The following is a 15,372-nucleotide window of genomic DNA, read 5'->3' as shown; positions in this document are numbered from 1 at the left end:
TCACAAGTATAGTACAGGTGAAAAGACAACACAGGTTTTTTTTGATCTATTGCGTATAATCCATAGAAAGCAGATTTTAAAAGAAGATCTAGATCGAGAGTTTAATCGTGATGCATTGTATTTTGCGTATGTAGCGACAAAGAACAAAGAGTTATTGAGTATCTACCAGAAAAGCGAGAAAGGAGATGTAAAAGTGTGCAGAGCATTCTATGAAATGTTTGAATAATCAACAAACAGAGGAATCCATATGGTATCAAGCAAGGCACTGAACAAGGTATTGAACTAAATCAATTTGAAGTATATCAAATCATGCTAGACAAAGGTTTTAGTGTTAAAGCTATCGCATCCATTTTCTCAGTGAGCGAAGAATCGATTAAAAAGTTATTGATGAAAGCTTAGATGTCGTAGTATAATCTCATTGGGAATGAAGTTCTCCCTTAGTTGTAAACTAAAACCGCTTTTATAAGCTGATGACTTCTGTGTTTTTAACGCGGAAACCATCAGCTTTTCTGCGTTTTGAAAGGAGAGATAAAATGCTGATCAGTCTATCTTATATTTTTCTTGCAGGAATGTTTTTATCTTGGTTATGTAAAAAGATGAGATTACCTGGGCTATTAGGAATGATATTTACAGGAATTCTTTTAGGACCTTATTGTCTTGGCTTGATTGATTCTTCATTGTTGAACATATCCAGTGAATTAAGAAAGATTGCTCTAATTATTATATTAATGCGAGCCGGATTGAATCTTGATTTAAGTGATTTAAAAAGGGTAGGAAGACCAGCCATATTGATGTGTTTTGTGCCAGCTTGTTTTGAGATGGTTGGAATGATTTTGTTGGCGCCAAAATTATTAGGAATTTCTTTATTAGATGCTGCTATTATGGGAAGCGTTGTTGCAGCCGTAAGTCCTGCAGTTATTGTTCCAAAAATGTTACAACTTATGGATGAAGGATATGGAACGAAAGAAAGTATTCCACAATTGATTTTAGCTGGAGCAAGTGTAGATGATGTATTTGTGATTGTGATGTTTACGGCATTTCTTAGTTTAGCCCAAGGAGAAAGCGTGAATATATTAAGCTTTGTGAATATTCCACTATCCATTCTAACTGGTATTATATGTGGAGCATTATTAGGAAAAGGTTTTGCAATCTTCTTTAAGAAAAATCATATGCGAGATACTATAAAGATTTTAGTTCTACTAAGTGTGGCATTTATTCTAGTGACATTTGAGGATGCTTTACCAATTCCATTTTCAGGATTAATTGCGATTATGTTTATGGGAATTTTCCTTCAAAGAAATCATTCAGTTGCATCCAAACGACTATCCGTTAAATTTAATAAGTTATGGGTAGGCGCTGAAGTCTTATTATTTGTGTTAGTTGGAGCTTGTGTAAATATTTTTTATGCATTAAAAGCAGGCGTTATGGCTATTCTGTTGATATTTGGCGTGCTTTTATTTAGAATGCTTGGAGTATTTATTTGTTTGTTAAAAACATCTTTGACAAAATCAGAACGCTTATTTTGCATGATCGCATATTGCCCTAAGGCTACTGTTCAAGCAGCAATTGGCTCAGTTCCTTTGACTGCAGGACTAGAATGTGGACAAATTGTATTGACCGTAGCTGTTTTATCCATCTTGATTACAGCTCCATTAGGTGCATTTTTAATTGAACATACATATAAAAAATGGTTAAAAAAAGAACAAAGAGCTTATTAGTCTTTGTTCTTTTCATATATAACTTTTAATCCTTTGAAAATTAGGTTTGGATCATATACATCAATGGATTTTGTGTAGTTACAAACAATTCTTCCTAAACCACCAGTTGCAATGACTTTCATGTCTTTACCAACTTCTTTTTTGAATTGAGCAATTGTATATTCAACTCCGCCCAAAAATTGATAAAATACACCAGCTTGCATTTCTGTTTGTGTATTTCTTGCCAAGATAGTTTTTGGACGTTTGATCTCAATTTCAGGAAGTTGTGCCGTTTGTCCCCATAATGCATTTGCTCCTGTTTCAATACCAACACCAATGGCACCAGCTTTAAAACAACCATTTTCATCTACATAGTCATAAGTTGTAGCTGTTCCAAAATCGGCCACTAGAATAGGTCCTCCATATTCACTGAATGCACCAGCACAATCGGCAATACGGTCTGCGCCAACATTTCTAGGGTTTTCTAATTGAACACTGATACCACTCTTAATACCAGGACCAACAATAAGTGGTTCGATACCAACAAATTTTTTGATTCCATTTGTGAAGGAATGCATCACTTTAGGAACAACACTTGAAACAATAACGGCATCAATTTGTTTTTCATGTACATTAGAACGATCCAAAAAATTTTTTAACATAAAACCATATTCATCACTCGTTCTTCTTACTTTTGTCGTTAATCGATATGTACCAATTAAATCCTCTTTATCAAAAATGCCAATCGTAATATTTGTATTTCCAATATCTACTGTTACAAGCATATTATTTCTCCATCTCAATCTCTTTCATCGTTTCTAGAATTTTATATCCCAATTCTTCTTTTGAACACTTAGGCAAATGTTGCGTATCATTCTTTCTTAATAAAGTCACAACATTTGTATCTGTCTGAAAACCAGCACCACTTGTGAATAAGTTATTCGCAATCAACATATCACAATTTTTGGACTCTAGTTTTTTTCGCGCATTTTCCTCTAAATTCTGAGTTTCCATCGCAAAACCGCAAATGACTTGATTCTCTTTTTTGTGTTGTCCAATGTAAGCTAAGATATCTGGGTTTTTCACAAAATGAAAAGTAACCTCTTCATCTGACTTTTTGATTTTTTGATCTGCGACTATTTCAGGTCTGTAATCCGCAACCGCTGCCGCCATGATGATATAGTTTTGAACATCGAGTCTCGATGTGATCGCATCAAACATATCTTGCGCACTTGTTACGTGTACCATATTAACATCATTAAGATCTTCTAAAGCAGTAGGACCTGCAACTAAAGTTACATTGGCACCTAGAGCTTTTGCGGCTTTGGCAATCGCATACCCTTGTTTACCACTTGAATGATTGCTTAAAAAACGAACAGGATCTAAAGCTTCCTGCGTAGGACCTGCAGAAACTAAAACGTTTTTCCCTTTTAATGTTTGTTCCAATTCAAACTCATGATCAATGGCAGACACAATATCTTGCACATCAGCAAGCTTACCTTTTCCAGTATCATTACATGCCAAATGACCAACAACGGGTTCTACAAATTTATAGCCAAGTTCTTTGGCAAGTTTAATATTTCTTTGGGTGACCTCATTCTCATACATATGAACATTCATTGCCGGACAAATTAATTTTTTAGTATGACAAGCCAAGAATGTTGTTGAAACAATATCATCCGCAATACCATGAACAACTTTGGCAATGATATTGGCTGTAGCCGGAACTAGCACCATGATATCAGCCCATTTAGCTAAAGTAATGTGGGCAATTGGATCTTCATTTGTTTCGTCAAACAAAGAAACTTCACATTTATGTTTACTCAAAGATTCAAAGTTGATTGGTTTGACAAATTCTTGAGCATGTTTTGTCATGACAACTTTGATTTCATAATCTTTTTTGGATAATTTGCTGACAAGATCGCAAGCTTTGTAGGCTGCAATACCTCCAGACACCCCTATAACGACATGTTTTTTTTCCATGATTATTGATTCTCCTTTGTGAATAAAATCACGTATAGATTTTCACTCAAATATTATCCCATATGACATCTTGCTTTTCAAGCAACAATAAAGTATTAACTATGGATATTTAAACTTATGAAACTGAAAAATTAAAAAAGTGTTTATTTTTTGTGGCATATGGTAAAATGTACGCATGAAAATAATTGTTGCGTGTGACTCTTTTAAAGGTTGTATGTCTTCAAAAGAAGTCGAAGAAAGTATAAAAAAAGGAATATTAAAGGCAAATAATAAACATGAAGTTTTAACTTTTCCTATGGCCGATGGCGGAGAAGGAACGGCTATGGTGTTTTGCGATATCATTCAAGGAAAGACAATAGACGTATTAACTGTGGATGCCTATGGTAAAAATGTATTTACGACATACTGTATTTCTCAAGATGGTCAACTTGCCATAATGGATGTGGCTAGCTGCATCGGACTGAATATGACACCTAAAGAAAAAAGAAATCCAATGATCGCATCAAGTAAAGGTGTGGGTATCATGATGAAAGACGCACTTTCTAGAGGATGTAAAAAAATTATTATTGGCTTAGGTGGCAGTGCAACAAATGATGGTGGTATGGGAATTTTAAATGAATTTGGGGTTCGCTTTTATAATTCAAAAAGAGAATTGCTTGTACCAAGCGTATATGCTCTTAGTCAAATAGCTTTTATTGATAAGCGTTATGCAAGATTACCAAAAGATGTAGAAATCGTTTGTGCTTGTGATGTAAAGAATTATTTATTGGGGAAGAATGGGGCTACTTATATTTTTGGGAAACAAAAAGGAATTTATTTAAATCAAATGGCAGAAGTCGAAAAAGGAATGGCTCATTATTGTACGAAATTGAAACAGACATTCCATGTGAATGTGAATGAATTTGAAGGTTCAGGAGCGGCTGGAGGCATTGGATGTGTATTGTTGGGTGTTATGAAGGCAAAAAGAACTTCGGGTATCGATTTAGTTATAGAATATTCTGGCTTAAAAAATCATCTTCAAGATGCTGATTTAGTCATTACTGGAGAAGGTCAGACGGATGCGCAGACAGTGTATGGTAAATTGCCACTAGGAATTGCCCAATTGGCAAGATCCTATAATGTGCCATGTGTTTGTTTGAGTGGGGCTTTAGGCTTAGGTTATCAATCACTTTATGAGCAAGGTATGATTGGAATTTTTTCGAGTGCTGATCGTGCCATGTCTTTTCAGATGGCCTTACAGACAGGAAGTGAAAAACTAGAGGCATTGGCTTTTAGTTTGACTAAATTTATGGATGGTATTAGAAAGTAGGTTGTTCGATGAAAAAACTATTAACTATATTTTGTGCTTTTGTTCTGTGCATTGGGCTTGTTGGATGTTCTTCAAAAGAACCTTTCGAAATTAAAAAAATTACGGCAACAAAATTACAGAAAAAATTAGATCATAAAGACTCTTTTGTGTTAATTATTGAAAGAGAAAATTGTCCTTATTGTGAATCTTTACAAGAATATATCAAACAAACAAAGGATGAACATCCAAATCTTGTTTTATATAAGATTGATTCAACAAACTATGGCTTTAGTAAAATTAGCCAGGATTCTAAGCAGCTACAAAGCTCGACAGAAGATGGAAAGATTCTTTTGGATATGGCTCCATATTTCCTTTATACACCAACATTATATGTGATTGAAAATGGCAAGGCCACACATGCAGGTATTGGTTATAGTGAAGATGATCATTCAGTCAGTTTATGGGATGTTGATTCTACCGTTGATTTTGATTTGGCAGATACACAAGAGTTCTGGGAGTTTTTAGAAACATATGAATAAGAAGAATATTACAATCATTGCGACAGGCGGAACAATTGCTGGTCGAGGAAGTTTAGGCAAAAGTGCGAATTATGAGGCGGGCACTTTTGATGTGGAAGAAATTGTTAAAAGTATTCCACAAATTCGTGATTTGGCAAATCTAAATACGATTCAATTATACAATGTAGATTCTAATGATATGGGTTTAGATAAATGGATTGAATTAAGAAAAATTTGTCATGAATTAGAAAAAGATCGCTATGTGGATGGAATTGTTATTACACACGGTACAGATACATTAGAAGAAACAGCCTTCTTTTTAAATCTTACTTTGGCATGTCATAAACCTGTTGTCCTAACAGGGTCGATGCGACCTGCAACTGCAACAAGTGCAGATGGACCTATGAATTTATATCAAGCAGTAGCTTTAGCATGTCATATGGAAGCTTGGCAAGCCGGTGTTTTAGCTGTGATTTCTGATACAATCTATTCAGGTAGAGATTTACAGAAAACAAATAGCTATAAAACCGATGCATTTAAAATGGGTGAATTTGGCTCTCTAGGATATATGCGTGATGATCATGTGTATTTACTGAATGCACCATTTAAAAAACATACATTCCAAACCATTTTTTCAAAAATGGAATTTGATGACTTGCCTAAAGTAGAAATTTTTTATGTGCACACAGATTCGGATCCTGAATTGTTAAAATTTATGTTAGGTACGTATGATGGCCTAGTTCTAGCAGGAACAGGTTCAGGGAATTATCCAACAAAAATTAAAGAAGTTTTAGAAAATTATACAGGAGAATGTACAGTCGTACGTGCAAGTCGCGTATTAGAGGGAGCTGTCTTTGATTCAGAATTTTTTGATTCTAAAAGAGTCACTATTCCGGCCTATAAATTTTCAGCGCAGAAGGCAAGGATTTTATTGATGCTTGCACTAAATTGTACTAAAAACCATGAAACAATCAAATCTTTCTTCCAAGAATATTGAAAAAACTTTTCTTGTATTGTAAATAATTTTGTAAATGCTATAATAATCTATAGACTATTACAAGACAGGAGGTTATTATGCAGCAATTAGAAAATAACGCATACTTTTGGCAAAAGCTTGATACACTATTGTTGTCTAGCAGTTGTACGATTGACCGACCAAAAGGAAGTACTCACTATAAATTTACAAATTTAGTCTACCCTGTAGATTACGGTTTTCTTTCAGATACATTTGGTTCAGATCAAAAACCTATTGATGTTTTCAAAGGTTCTATCGCAACAAATAATGTAGATGCGATTGCGATTACAGCTGACATTCTTAAGAAGGATTGTATCGTCAAATTATTGATAGGATGTACAGAAGAAGAAACGATGCGTATTTTAGAGTTCTTGAATCAAACCGAATTCCAAAAAGCTATTTTAGTACGAAGAGGCAATGATACACCATCATGGTCAAATAATGATTAGAAAAGACAAGTCTTAGGATTTGTCTTTTTCTTATGCGTTTTAATGGAAAAATATGTTGAGTTGATTTAAAATGAAGACAGATAGGAGGTCTTTATTATGGAATTAAAAGGATCTAAAACAGAAAAGAATTTAATGACTGCTTTTGCAGGGGAATCTCAGGCATGTGTTAAGTATCAATATTATGCTTCACAAGCTAAAAAAGATGGTTATGTAAAGATTCAGAACATTTTCACTGAAACATCAAATAATGAAAAAGAACACGCAAAATTGTGGTTTAAGGCTTTGCATGGTGGAAAAGTTCCTACAACAACAGAAAACCTAAAAGATGCGGCTGCAGGTGAAAACTATGAGTGGACAGATATGTACGCAACAATGGCTAAAGAAGCTCGTGAAGAAGGCTTTGATGATATTGCTGCCTTGTTCGAAGGCGTAGGGGCTATTGAAAAACATCACGAAGCTCGTTATAAAGCTATGTTGAAAGATGTTGAAAAAGATGCAATGTTTAAAAAGGCAACTTCAACTGTTTGGATTTGTTTGAATTGTGGACACATTCACTATGGCGAAACAGCCCCATTAGTATGTCCAGTATGTAATCATCCACAGGCTTATTTCCAAGAATTAAAAGATCATTACGAATAATAATATCTCATGGTAGCTTCGGCTACCTTTTCTTATCCTTGAAAGTTGTGCTAAAATAATTCTATGGAAATAATAGAGGCATTTGAAAAATTAAAAGATAGTCATGCACTAATATGTTTAGAGAATCGTGCGTTGATTAAAATGGAAAAAGATAAAGTATATATATGGCATAGTCAATGGCATTCAAAGATTTCAAGAAATGATTTTATTTCACTATTTCATCAGAATACGTTTGAAGTTTATGAAAATGACCATGGTATTGATATGGAAAAAGATGAAGAGTATTATGCATGGCGTAATCGCTACTTATGAAAGGGTATATTTTATGATAGGAATTGTATATAGTTCAAAAACAGGGAATACACAATCTTTGGCAAACAGCTTGAATTTTATGGAGTCAAAATATTGTGTACCTGTAGAAAATACACAAAATTTAGAACCTGTAGATTTGTTGTGCATTGGATTCTGGTGTGATAAGGGAGATTGTGATGATCAAATGAAACAATATCTTTCTACACTACGTAATCAAAATGTTTTCTTGTTTGGAACGGCTGGTTTTGGTAAATCTAAAGAATATTTTGAGATGATTTTAAAAAATGTTCAAAATCATTTAGATGCATCCAACTGCGTTAAAGGAACATGGATGTGTCAAGGTAAGATGCCTTTGGCAATTCGTGCAAAGTTTGAATCGAATTCTGAAATGTTGAAGAATTTTGATGAGGCTTTAAAACATCCAAACGATAAGGATGTTGACAGTTTAATGAAATGTGTAAATGAAGCGTTGTGAGAGCATATCACTACGCTTTTCTTGTCGCTAGGAGTATGATGTAGCCAGAAAGAAGGAATGTGCTATGTTGAGTAAGAAAGTAGCGGACTTGTTGAATAATCAAGTTAATAAAGAATTATATTCTGCTTATTTGTATTTGGATTTCGAAAATTATTATCATGATAAAAGTTTAGAGGGTTTCGCAAATTGGTATCATGTACAAGTACAAGAAGAGATTGCACATGCTCAATTGATGATGCAATATCTTCAAGACAATGATCATAGTGTTGTTTTGGAAGCTATTAATAAGCCAAATATTCCTTTAAATGAACTAAGTGATCCGTTAAAAGCAGGCTTAAAACATGAACAATACGTAACTGAATTGATTCATACTTGTTACGCAGCAGCTTATGAAGTAAAAGATTTTAGAACTATGCAGTTCTTGGATTGGTTTGTCAAAGAACAAGGAGAAGAAGAAAAGAATGCTTCGGATTTAATTTCTCGATTTGAATTGTTTGGACACGATGCCAAGGGTTTGTATGATTTAGATGCAGAGTACAAAACTCGTACTTATATTGCACCAAGCATTTTACAGACAAAAAACTAAGGCGATGATTTTTGATTCATCGCTTTTTTCGTGCTTATTTCATTGTGATATATAACTTATATAATATTGACTTTACAACTGTCTTGTCAGATGTAAAGCCTGGGTGTATAATTCAAAACGGTAAAATTTTTTAAGGGAGGAAAATTCCATGTCTTTAAAAGAAGATGTATTGAAATTAAAAAAGGAAAAAAATGCGATTATTTTAGCGCATTATTATGTAGATGGAGCTGTACAAGATGTAGCGGATTTTGTCGGAGATTCATATGCTTTGGCAAAGAAAGCAAAAAATACAGATGCAGATATTATTGTATTTGCGGGTGTTAAATTTATGGGTGAAAGTGCCAAAATGTTAAATCCAGACAAGAAAGTATTGATGCCAGATTTAAATGCAGATTGTCCAATGGCACACATGGCAAGTAAGGCTGTTATTAAGAAGATTAAAGAAGAATATGAAGATTTAGCGATTGTATGTTATATCAACTCAACAGCTGAACTAAAAACAATGGCTGATATTTGTGTAACAAGTTCAAACGCAGTGAAGATTGTTCGTTCACTTCCAAATAAAAATATTTTCTTTATTCCAGACGGAAACTTAGGTGCTTATGTGAAGAAACAAGTACCTGAAAAGAATATTATCTTAAATGATGGATATTGTATTACACATAAGCGTGTGACATTAAAAGATGTTGAAAAAGCACGTGAAGAACATCCAAATGTTCCAATCATTGTTCATCCTGAGTGTGTTAATGAAGTTGTTGAGGCAACTGATTTTGCGGGAAGCACTTCAGAATTGATTCAATATACAGTGGACAATCCAAGTAAAGAATTTGTGATTGGCACTGAACTTGGTGTACTTCATGAAATGCAGTTGAAATCACCAGATAAAACTTTCTATCCATTATCCGATAAATTGATCTGTATGAATATGAAAAAAGTATCTTTGGAAAAAGTTTATGATTGTTTGTTGAATGAGACAAATGAAGTGTTTGTAGATGAAGAAGTGAAGGCTATGGCCGAAAAGTCATTAGATAGAATGTTGGAGTTGGCAAAATAATATGGAAAAGTTAGAGGCAGATATAGTTATTGTTGGAACAGGTGCAAGTGGGTTGTTTGCAGCTTTACATGTTCCAAATGATAAAAAGGTCCTAATGTTGACAAAATCTGATGCGGAAAATAGTGATTCATTTTTAGCACAAGGTGGAATTTGTGTATTGAGAGACAAAAATGATTTTGATTCTTTTATGGAAGATACTATGAAGGCAGGGCATTACGAAAATCGTAAGGAATCTGTTGAAATTATGATCAATTCAAGCCGTGATATTATTAATGAACTGATTGGATATGGTGTTAATTTTGCGACAAAAGATGGTGAATTAGATTACACGCGTGAAGGGGCACATTCTAAGCCACGTATTTTATTCCATGAAGATATTACGGGAAAAGAAATCACATCCACTTTATTAGATGCGGTTCGCAAATTAGAGAATGTTACAATCATGGAATATGTCACAATGACAGACATTATTGAAAAGGACAATGTATGTTATGGTGTTTTGGCGAAAGATGCCAACAATAATGAAATGAGCATTGAAGCTGGTTATACAATCTTTGCGTGTGGTGGAATCGGCGGATTATATGATCATTCAACTAACTATCCACACTTAACGGGAGATGCCATTGCGATTGCAATCCAGCATGGTATTAAATTAGAAAATGTGGATTATGTACAGATTCACCCAACAACTTTATATACAAAGAAAAAAGGAAGAGCCTTCCTTATTAGTGAATCGGTTCGTGGAGAAGGGGCTAAGCTTTATGGAAAAGACGGAAAGCGTTTTGCGAATGAAGTGTTGCCACGCGATATCATGACACAAAAGATTCGCGAACAAATGAAGAAGGATGATATGCCTTATGTTTGGATGGATATGACTGTTTTAGGTGAAGAAGTCATTAAGAATCATTTTCCTCACATTTATGAAAAGTGTTTGGAAGAAGGATATGATTGTACAAAAGAATGGATTCCTGTTACGCCAGCCCAGCACTATTTTATGGGTGGAATTCATGTAGATAAAGATTCACGTACTTCTATGTCCCACTTATATGCGGTAGGAGAGACGAGCTGCAACGGAGTTCACGGAAGAAACCGCTTGGCTAGCAACTCTTTACTTGAATCTTTAGTGTGGGGTAAAAGAGCTGTTGAAGATTTATTGAAAAATAAACCGGCAACAACTAGTGAATTTGATCATTTGACGAATGTGATTAAGTCACATCAGTTGTCAAATCAAGAAAAAATGTATCATGATATGGTACTTGAAGAAATAGAAAGAGAGAGACAAGCTCGTGGATAAGAATACAATGCGTTTAAATGTGGATCACTTATTGATCCAAGCTTTGCAGGAAGATATAACAAGTGAAGATGTTTCAACAAATGCAGTCATGCCTTCCTATCAATATGGGCAGGTACAATTGATCTGTAAAGAAGAAGGAATCATTGCAGGCCTTGAAGTATTTGAAAGAGTCTTTTATTTATTAGATGAAAACATGGAAGTGAAATTCTATGTAAAAGATGGGGATGCCGTTAAAAACGGACAATTATTGGCTGAAGTGTCTGGAGATGTTCGTGTTCTTTTATCAGGTGAAAGAACTGCGTTGAATTATCTTCAAAGAATGAGTGGAATTGCCACTTATACAAATCGTGTCGTATCTTATTTGAAGGGTTCAAAGACAAAGCTGTTGGACACAAGAAAAACAACACCAAATATGCGTGTGTTTGAAAAATATGCAGTTCGTGTTGGTGGTGGAAATAACCATAGATACAATTTATCAGATGGTGTTATGTTGAAGGATAATCATATCGCAGCAGCTGGTTCAATCACGAATGCAGTTCAGATGGCAAAGGATTATGCTTCTTTCGTTCGTAAAATTGAAGTGGAAGTAGAAAATTTAGAACAGGTTAAAGAAGCGGTTGAAGCAGGTGCGGATATTATCATGTTAGATAACATGAGTGTTGAAAATATGAAAAAAGCAATTGAAATCATCGATGGAAGATCCGAAACTGAATGTTCTGGAAATGTCACAAAAGAGAATATTGAAAAATTAACTGCCTTAGGTGTGGACTATATTTCAAGTGGTGCTCTAACGCATTCAGCACCTATTTTAGATTTGTCTTTAAAAAACTTGCAGGTGAAATAAATGGAAAAAGAAGCTAGACTTCAAGCCATTTATGACACGATTTCAAAAAGCGAAGTGCCAGTTTCAGGAAGTGAACTTTCCAAAAAGTTTAATGTATCAAGACAAGTCATTGTGCAGGATATTGCCTTATTAAAGGCAAGAAATGTTCATATTTATGCGACACACAAAGGATATGTATGTTCACATCAAAGAGTTCGAAGAGTATTTTCTTGTTTTCATTTGAATGATCGTATGGAAGAAGAAATGAATGCGATCGTAGATTGTGGTGGCTGTATTGAAAATGTATTTGTCAAACATGATGTATATGGAAAGTTAGAGGCTAAAATGAACATTAGTTCTAGAAAACAAGTCAAGGAATTCATTGATTCTATTTCACAGAATCAGGCAAAACCTTTAACGGATCTAACGAGTGGATATCATTGTCATACGGTGAGTGCACAATCAAAAGAAGATTTAGATTCAATTGAGGAATCATTAAGAAAACTTCATATTTTACAAGAGGCCTAAGAGCCTCTTTTGTGTTAGAATAAATTTAAGAAAGTAGGGATTTTATGCAACAACCACCTAAATTTATGCCCGATAAAGAATTAAGTAAAGTTGGAGGCTCATTATGGCTATATATTATTATGCAGCTGACACTCTCTTTTTTGTTTAGCTTTGTCGCAATGCCTTTAATTATGTATTCTTTGTATTATGATTATTCTGCAATCAATGCCTGCATTGAAATGTTGATTTCTTTTATATCTGGAATCATCATATTATGGTTTATGAGTAGTTCTTTTAAACAAAATATCAAAGATTTGAAGTTTACATTTAAACCCAAAGAGACAATAGATACTGTTTCAATGATGTATTTTCTGAATTATGCGATTGGTATTATTGGTGCTTTATTATCAAAATTTGGATTACCAAATACAAGTCCAGATTTTTCGTTAAGCGGCAGTTTAATGTATAACGCTTTTACTTTTATCAGTGTTGTCGTGCTTGCACCTATATTTGAAGAGTTGATATTTAGAGGTATGATTCTACAAACATTGTCGAAATATAATAAAATGTTTGCGATTATTGTGACTTCTTTATTATTTGGACTTTTACATTTAAATATTACACAAGCCATACCCGCTTTCTTTATGGGACTGGTACTATGTTATATGTATCTTAAATCGGATAGTATTTTAGTTACTATGCTAGCTCATGCAGGTAATAACTTTTTAGCTTTAATGTCGGTTTATTCAAATCATGTTTTGATTACAGTTTTAGTACTTGCCCTTGTGATTTATGGCCTCATTACAATAATACTAAAATCAAAGGAAGTGAATGCATTTATTAAAGAAGAGAAGACAAATGAGAATTGGTATGTAAGATTCTTTAAGCAAATTCCTAACCTTTTATATTTAATATTTACTATTCTTTGGATTATCATTTCATTATTCATGAATATGTTTTAAAAAGAGGACATCTCCTATTGGAAATGTCCTTTATTTGTCATATTTCTTTAATTCATCAAACTTCTGCTTCATTGTAGGATTGTTACGAGTTAAACGCTTGATTGTAAGATCCTCTGCTTTATTATTAGCCAATTGCAATTGTCTTTCACTTGATAGTAAGGCTTCTTTTGTCTTTTGAAGATGTGAAATTGTTTTATCAATCTCTTCGATAGCCGTATTGAATTTTTTGGAAGCTAATTCATAATTTCTTGAGAACTTTTGTTTAAAATCATTCATATTCTCTTCAAAGTGTGTAATATCAATATTTTGATTACGCATCAACTGCAATTCATTTTTATACTGCATAGAATTGAATGCAGCATTTCTTAAAATGGTGATCATTGGAATAAAGAATTGAGGACGAATCACATACATCTTTGGATAGCGATGGGATTTATCAATAATACCCGTGTTATATAATTCGTTTTCTGGCTCTAACATAGAAACAAGAACAGCATATTCACAATTCTTTTCATTACGGTCTTTATCTAATTCTTTTAAGAAATCTTCATTCTTATGTTTTGTAGCTGTTTTGTCATTTTCGTTTTTCATTTCAAACATGATGGAAATGATTTCTACACCATTCTCGTCTAACTCACGATAGATATAGTCACCCTTTGATCCTGTACGAGCATCATTATCTTTTTCAAAGTATGCATTTTGAAAACCAGTAGCACGAAGTTTATTGAATTCAATTTCACAATGTTGTTCTAAAGATTCACCAATCATTTTAGTAGACTGTTTTAATTTGAAATCTTTATAGTAGGCAATTTGCTCATCTTTGGTTTGTAGTAAAGTATCGTATTTTTCCTGCAAGCTCTTTTCTTGAAGCTGATATTTCATTTTATCCTGCTCGATTTGATTTTGTAGATCTTGTTTAATACTCTTTACATTCAATTCGTTTTCAACCTTAGCCTTATCCATATCTTGCTTTAAAGACTGGATTTCAAGGTTCTTTTCATTTAGCTTTGATTGGTATGTATTTAATAGATTTGCCTTTAATACTTTTTCGTTGTTTGAAATGTTGTTCTTTAAGGCTTGAATTTCATTTTCCTTTGCCTGTAGCTGCAATCTATATTCTTGTTCAGCCTTAGATTCATGGATTTTATTCTGTGAAAGAATCTGTTCTAATTTGGCATTGAGTTTAGAAATCTCTAAATCTTTTTGATTTAATTGCTCCTGATATTCTTTTTGCGTTTCAGTTTTCGTTAACTGCGTACTTGCTTCTAGCTTTTCTTTTAATGAAATGACTTCCTGCTCTTTATCACTTTGTTTCTGATTGAAGTCCGATTGCAGCTGTTTGATTTCAAGCTCTTTCTTGTTTAATTGGTCTTGATAAGCTTTTTCAGTTTCACTCTTGATAATTTGTTCAGTAGACTTTAATTGTTCTTTTAAAGAAATGATTTCTTGCTCTTTATTTGCCTGAAGCTCTTTGATTTCTAAAGTTTTCTGACTTAATTTAGCTTCATATTCTTTTTCAAGTTTAGACTGAAGAACCTGGTTTGAATTCTTTTCTCTTTCTTTTAATTCCTTTTCAAATTCTTCATTACGGACTTGTTGTAAGATTTCATGATAGTGACTCTCATCCACCTGAAATACAGTTCCACAATTGGGACATTTTATTTGACTCATAAGATACCTCCATTTTAAAAGATTATAATCATTAAACTGACAATACTGATGTCTAAAACTAGATTAATTATAATATTTAAAAAAAATCAAAAAAAGACT

General features: G+C 33.5%; 18 protein-coding genes and 1 riboswitch. Of the genes, 15 read left to right on the top strand and 3 right to left on the bottom strand.

The window, feature by feature from the left end:
- Together H8911_RS05665 and H8911_RS05660 are read left to right on the top strand one after the other, a co-directional pair.
- Positions 1–226, top strand: a 226-nt coding sequence (locus H8911_RS05665) for a hypothetical protein (RefSeq protein WP_186998956.1), incomplete at its 5' end; no start/stop codon positions are given.
- A 185-nt stretch (positions 227–411) separates the two neighbouring features.
- Positions 412–487: riboswitch (Fluoride riboswitch) on the top strand.
- A 46-nt stretch (positions 488–533) separates the two neighbouring features.
- The gene (locus H8911_RS05660; protein ID WP_186998955.1) at positions 534–1,718 is read left to right on the top strand and encodes a cation:proton antiporter; all 1,185 of its coding nucleotides are present in this window, start codon (positions 534–536) and stop codon (positions 1,716–1,718) included.
- Here H8911_RS05660 and H8911_RS05655 read toward each other — a convergent pair.
- Both H8911_RS05655 and coaBC read right to left on the bottom strand, forming a co-directional pair.
- The gene (locus H8911_RS05655; protein ID WP_117926114.1) at positions 1,715–2,482 is read right to left on the bottom strand and encodes a type III pantothenate kinase; all 768 of its coding nucleotides are present in this window, start codon (positions 2,480–2,482) and stop codon (positions 1,715–1,717) included. The genes H8911_RS05660 and H8911_RS05655 overlap by 4 nt on opposite strands.
- Before the next feature lies 1 nt (position 2,483).
- On the bottom strand, positions 2,484–3,680 hold the full coding sequence (gene coaBC / locus H8911_RS05650) for a bifunctional phosphopantothenoylcysteine decarboxylase/phosphopantothenate--cysteine ligase CoaBC (protein WP_117926116.1): 1,197 nt from the start codon (positions 3,678–3,680) through the stop codon (positions 2,484–2,486).
- 175 nt (positions 3,681–3,855) lie between these two features.
- On the opposite strand from coaBC, the gene H8911_RS05645 reads away from it, so the two are divergent.
- The 13 genes from H8911_RS05645 (at position 3,856) to H8911_RS05585 (ending at position 13,602) form a co-directional block, all read left to right on the top strand.
- A complete protein-coding gene (locus tag H8911_RS05645) occupies positions 3,856–4,989 on the top strand; it encodes a glycerate kinase (RefSeq protein WP_186998954.1) in 1,134 nt (377 codons plus the stop codon).
- 8 nt (positions 4,990–4,997) lie between these two features.
- Positions 4,998–5,507, top strand: coding sequence for a hypothetical protein (locus tag H8911_RS05640; protein WP_186998953.1), 510 nt, complete (start codon positions 4,998–5,000; stop codon positions 5,505–5,507).
- Positions 5,500–6,483 (top strand): asparaginase, encoded by a 984-nt coding sequence (locus tag H8911_RS05635; protein WP_117926122.1) that lies wholly within the window; start codon positions 5,500–5,502, stop codon positions 6,481–6,483. The genes H8911_RS05640 and H8911_RS05635 overlap by 8 nt, the downstream gene beginning before the upstream one ends.
- Before the next feature lie 77 nt (positions 6,484–6,560).
- Positions 6,561–6,950 (top strand): Inorganic pyrophosphatase, encoded by a 390-nt coding sequence (locus H8911_RS05630; protein WP_117926124.1) that lies wholly within the window; start codon positions 6,561–6,563, stop codon positions 6,948–6,950.
- A 96-nt stretch (positions 6,951–7,046) separates the two neighbouring features.
- Entirely contained in the window at positions 7,047–7,589 is a 543-nt protein-coding gene (gene rbr / locus H8911_RS05625; RefSeq protein ID WP_117926126.1) for a rubrerythrin, read from the top strand.
- A gap of 63 nt (positions 7,590–7,652) precedes the next feature.
- A complete protein-coding gene (locus tag H8911_RS05620) occupies positions 7,653–7,901 on the top strand; it encodes a hypothetical protein (RefSeq protein WP_117926128.1) in 249 nt (82 codons plus the stop codon).
- 13 nt (positions 7,902–7,914) lie between these two features.
- Positions 7,915–8,376 (top strand): flavodoxin family protein BilS, encoded by a 462-nt coding sequence (bilS, locus tag H8911_RS05615; protein ID WP_117926135.1) that lies wholly within the window; start codon positions 7,915–7,917, stop codon positions 8,374–8,376.
- A gap of 64 nt (positions 8,377–8,440) precedes the next feature.
- Entirely contained in the window at positions 8,441–8,962 is a 522-nt protein-coding gene (locus H8911_RS05610) for a ferritin (protein ID WP_117926129.1), read from the top strand.
- A gap of 148 nt (positions 8,963–9,110) precedes the next feature.
- Positions 9,111–10,016, top strand: coding sequence for a quinolinate synthase NadA (gene nadA / locus H8911_RS05605; RefSeq protein WP_186998952.1), 906 nt, complete (start codon positions 9,111–9,113; stop codon positions 10,014–10,016).
- Position 10,017: 1 nt separating this feature from the next.
- Positions 10,018–11,310 carry an L-aspartate oxidase gene (locus tag H8911_RS05600; RefSeq protein WP_117926131.1) on the top strand — a complete coding sequence of 431 codons (1,293 nt, stop codon included), beginning with the start codon at positions 10,018–10,020 and terminating at the stop codon, positions 11,308–11,310.
- Positions 11,303–12,154: a carboxylating nicotinate-nucleotide diphosphorylase gene (nadC, locus tag H8911_RS05595; RefSeq protein WP_186998951.1), complete on the top strand. Its 852-nt coding sequence runs from the start codon at positions 11,303–11,305 to the stop codon at positions 12,152–12,154. Before H8911_RS05600 ends, nadC begins: the two co-directional genes overlap by 8 nt.
- Entirely contained in the window at positions 12,155–12,661 is a 507-nt protein-coding gene (locus H8911_RS05590) for a transcription repressor NadR (protein WP_117926133.1), read from the top strand.
- A 44-nt stretch (positions 12,662–12,705) separates the two neighbouring features.
- Positions 12,706–13,602, top strand: coding sequence for a CPBP family intramembrane glutamic endopeptidase (locus tag H8911_RS05585; RefSeq protein WP_186998950.1), 897 nt, complete (start codon positions 12,706–12,708; stop codon positions 13,600–13,602).
- Positions 13,603–13,632: 30 nt separating this feature from the next.
- Here the strand turns inward: H8911_RS05585 and H8911_RS05580 are convergent, their stop codons facing one another.
- Entirely contained in the window at positions 13,633–15,273 is a 1,641-nt protein-coding gene (locus H8911_RS05580) for a DUF2130 domain-containing protein (protein WP_186998949.1), read from the bottom strand.
- Positions 15,274–15,372 lie beyond the last annotated feature (99 nt).

Origin of the sequence: Holdemanella hominis (genome assembly GCF_014306155.1) — a bacterium.
Taxonomy (GTDB): Bacteria; Bacillota_I; Bacilli_A; order Erysipelotrichales; family Erysipelotrichaceae; genus Holdemanella; species Holdemanella hominis.
The sequence above is the reverse complement of the archived record's forward strand: the minus strand, read 5'-3'. Positions and strand labels throughout refer to the sequence as shown.

Excerpts from the sequence above, each read along its gene's own strand:
- H8911_RS05590 (WP_117926133.1), top strand. The coding sequence starts at position 12,155 with ATGGAAAAAGAAGCTAGACTTCAAGCCATTTATGACACGATTTCAAAA.
- coaBC (WP_117926116.1), bottom strand. The coding sequence starts at position 3,680 with ATGGAAAAAAAACATGTCGTTATAGGGGTGTCTGGAGGTATTGCAGCC.
- H8911_RS05655 (WP_117926114.1), bottom strand. The coding sequence starts at position 2,482 with ATGCTTGTAACAGTAGATATTGGAAATACAAATATTACGATTGGCATT.
- H8911_RS05645 (WP_186998954.1), top strand. The coding sequence starts at position 3,856 with ATGAAAATAATTGTTGCGTGTGACTCTTTTAAAGGTTGTATGTCTTCA.
- H8911_RS05600 (WP_117926131.1), top strand. The coding sequence starts at position 10,018 with ATGGAAAAGTTAGAGGCAGATATAGTTATTGTTGGAACAGGTGCAAGT.
- H8911_RS05620 (WP_117926128.1), top strand. The coding sequence starts at position 7,653 with ATGGAAATAATAGAGGCATTTGAAAAATTAAAAGATAGTCATGCACTA.
- H8911_RS05580 (WP_186998949.1), bottom strand. The coding sequence starts at position 15,273 with ATGAGTCAAATAAAATGTCCCAATTGTGGAACTGTATTTCAGGTGGAT.
- bilS (WP_117926135.1), top strand. The coding sequence starts at position 7,915 with ATGATAGGAATTGTATATAGTTCAAAAACAGGGAATACACAATCTTTG.
- H8911_RS05610 (WP_117926129.1), top strand. The coding sequence starts at position 8,441 with ATGTTGAGTAAGAAAGTAGCGGACTTGTTGAATAATCAAGTTAATAAA.
- nadA (WP_186998952.1), top strand. The coding sequence starts at position 9,111 with ATGTCTTTAAAAGAAGATGTATTGAAATTAAAAAAGGAAAAAAATGCG.
- H8911_RS05585 (WP_186998950.1), top strand. The coding sequence starts at position 12,706 with ATGCAACAACCACCTAAATTTATGCCCGATAAAGAATTAAGTAAAGTT.
- rbr (WP_117926126.1), top strand. The coding sequence starts at position 7,047 with ATGGAATTAAAAGGATCTAAAACAGAAAAGAATTTAATGACTGCTTTT.
- H8911_RS05635 (WP_117926122.1), top strand. The coding sequence starts at position 5,500 with ATGAATAAGAAGAATATTACAATCATTGCGACAGGCGGAACAATTGCT.
- H8911_RS05640 (WP_186998953.1), top strand. The coding sequence starts at position 4,998 with ATGAAAAAACTATTAACTATATTTTGTGCTTTTGTTCTGTGCATTGGG.
- H8911_RS05660 (WP_186998955.1), top strand. The coding sequence starts at position 534 with ATGCTGATCAGTCTATCTTATATTTTTCTTGCAGGAATGTTTTTATCT.
- H8911_RS05630 (WP_117926124.1), top strand. The coding sequence starts at position 6,561 with ATGCAGCAATTAGAAAATAACGCATACTTTTGGCAAAAGCTTGATACA.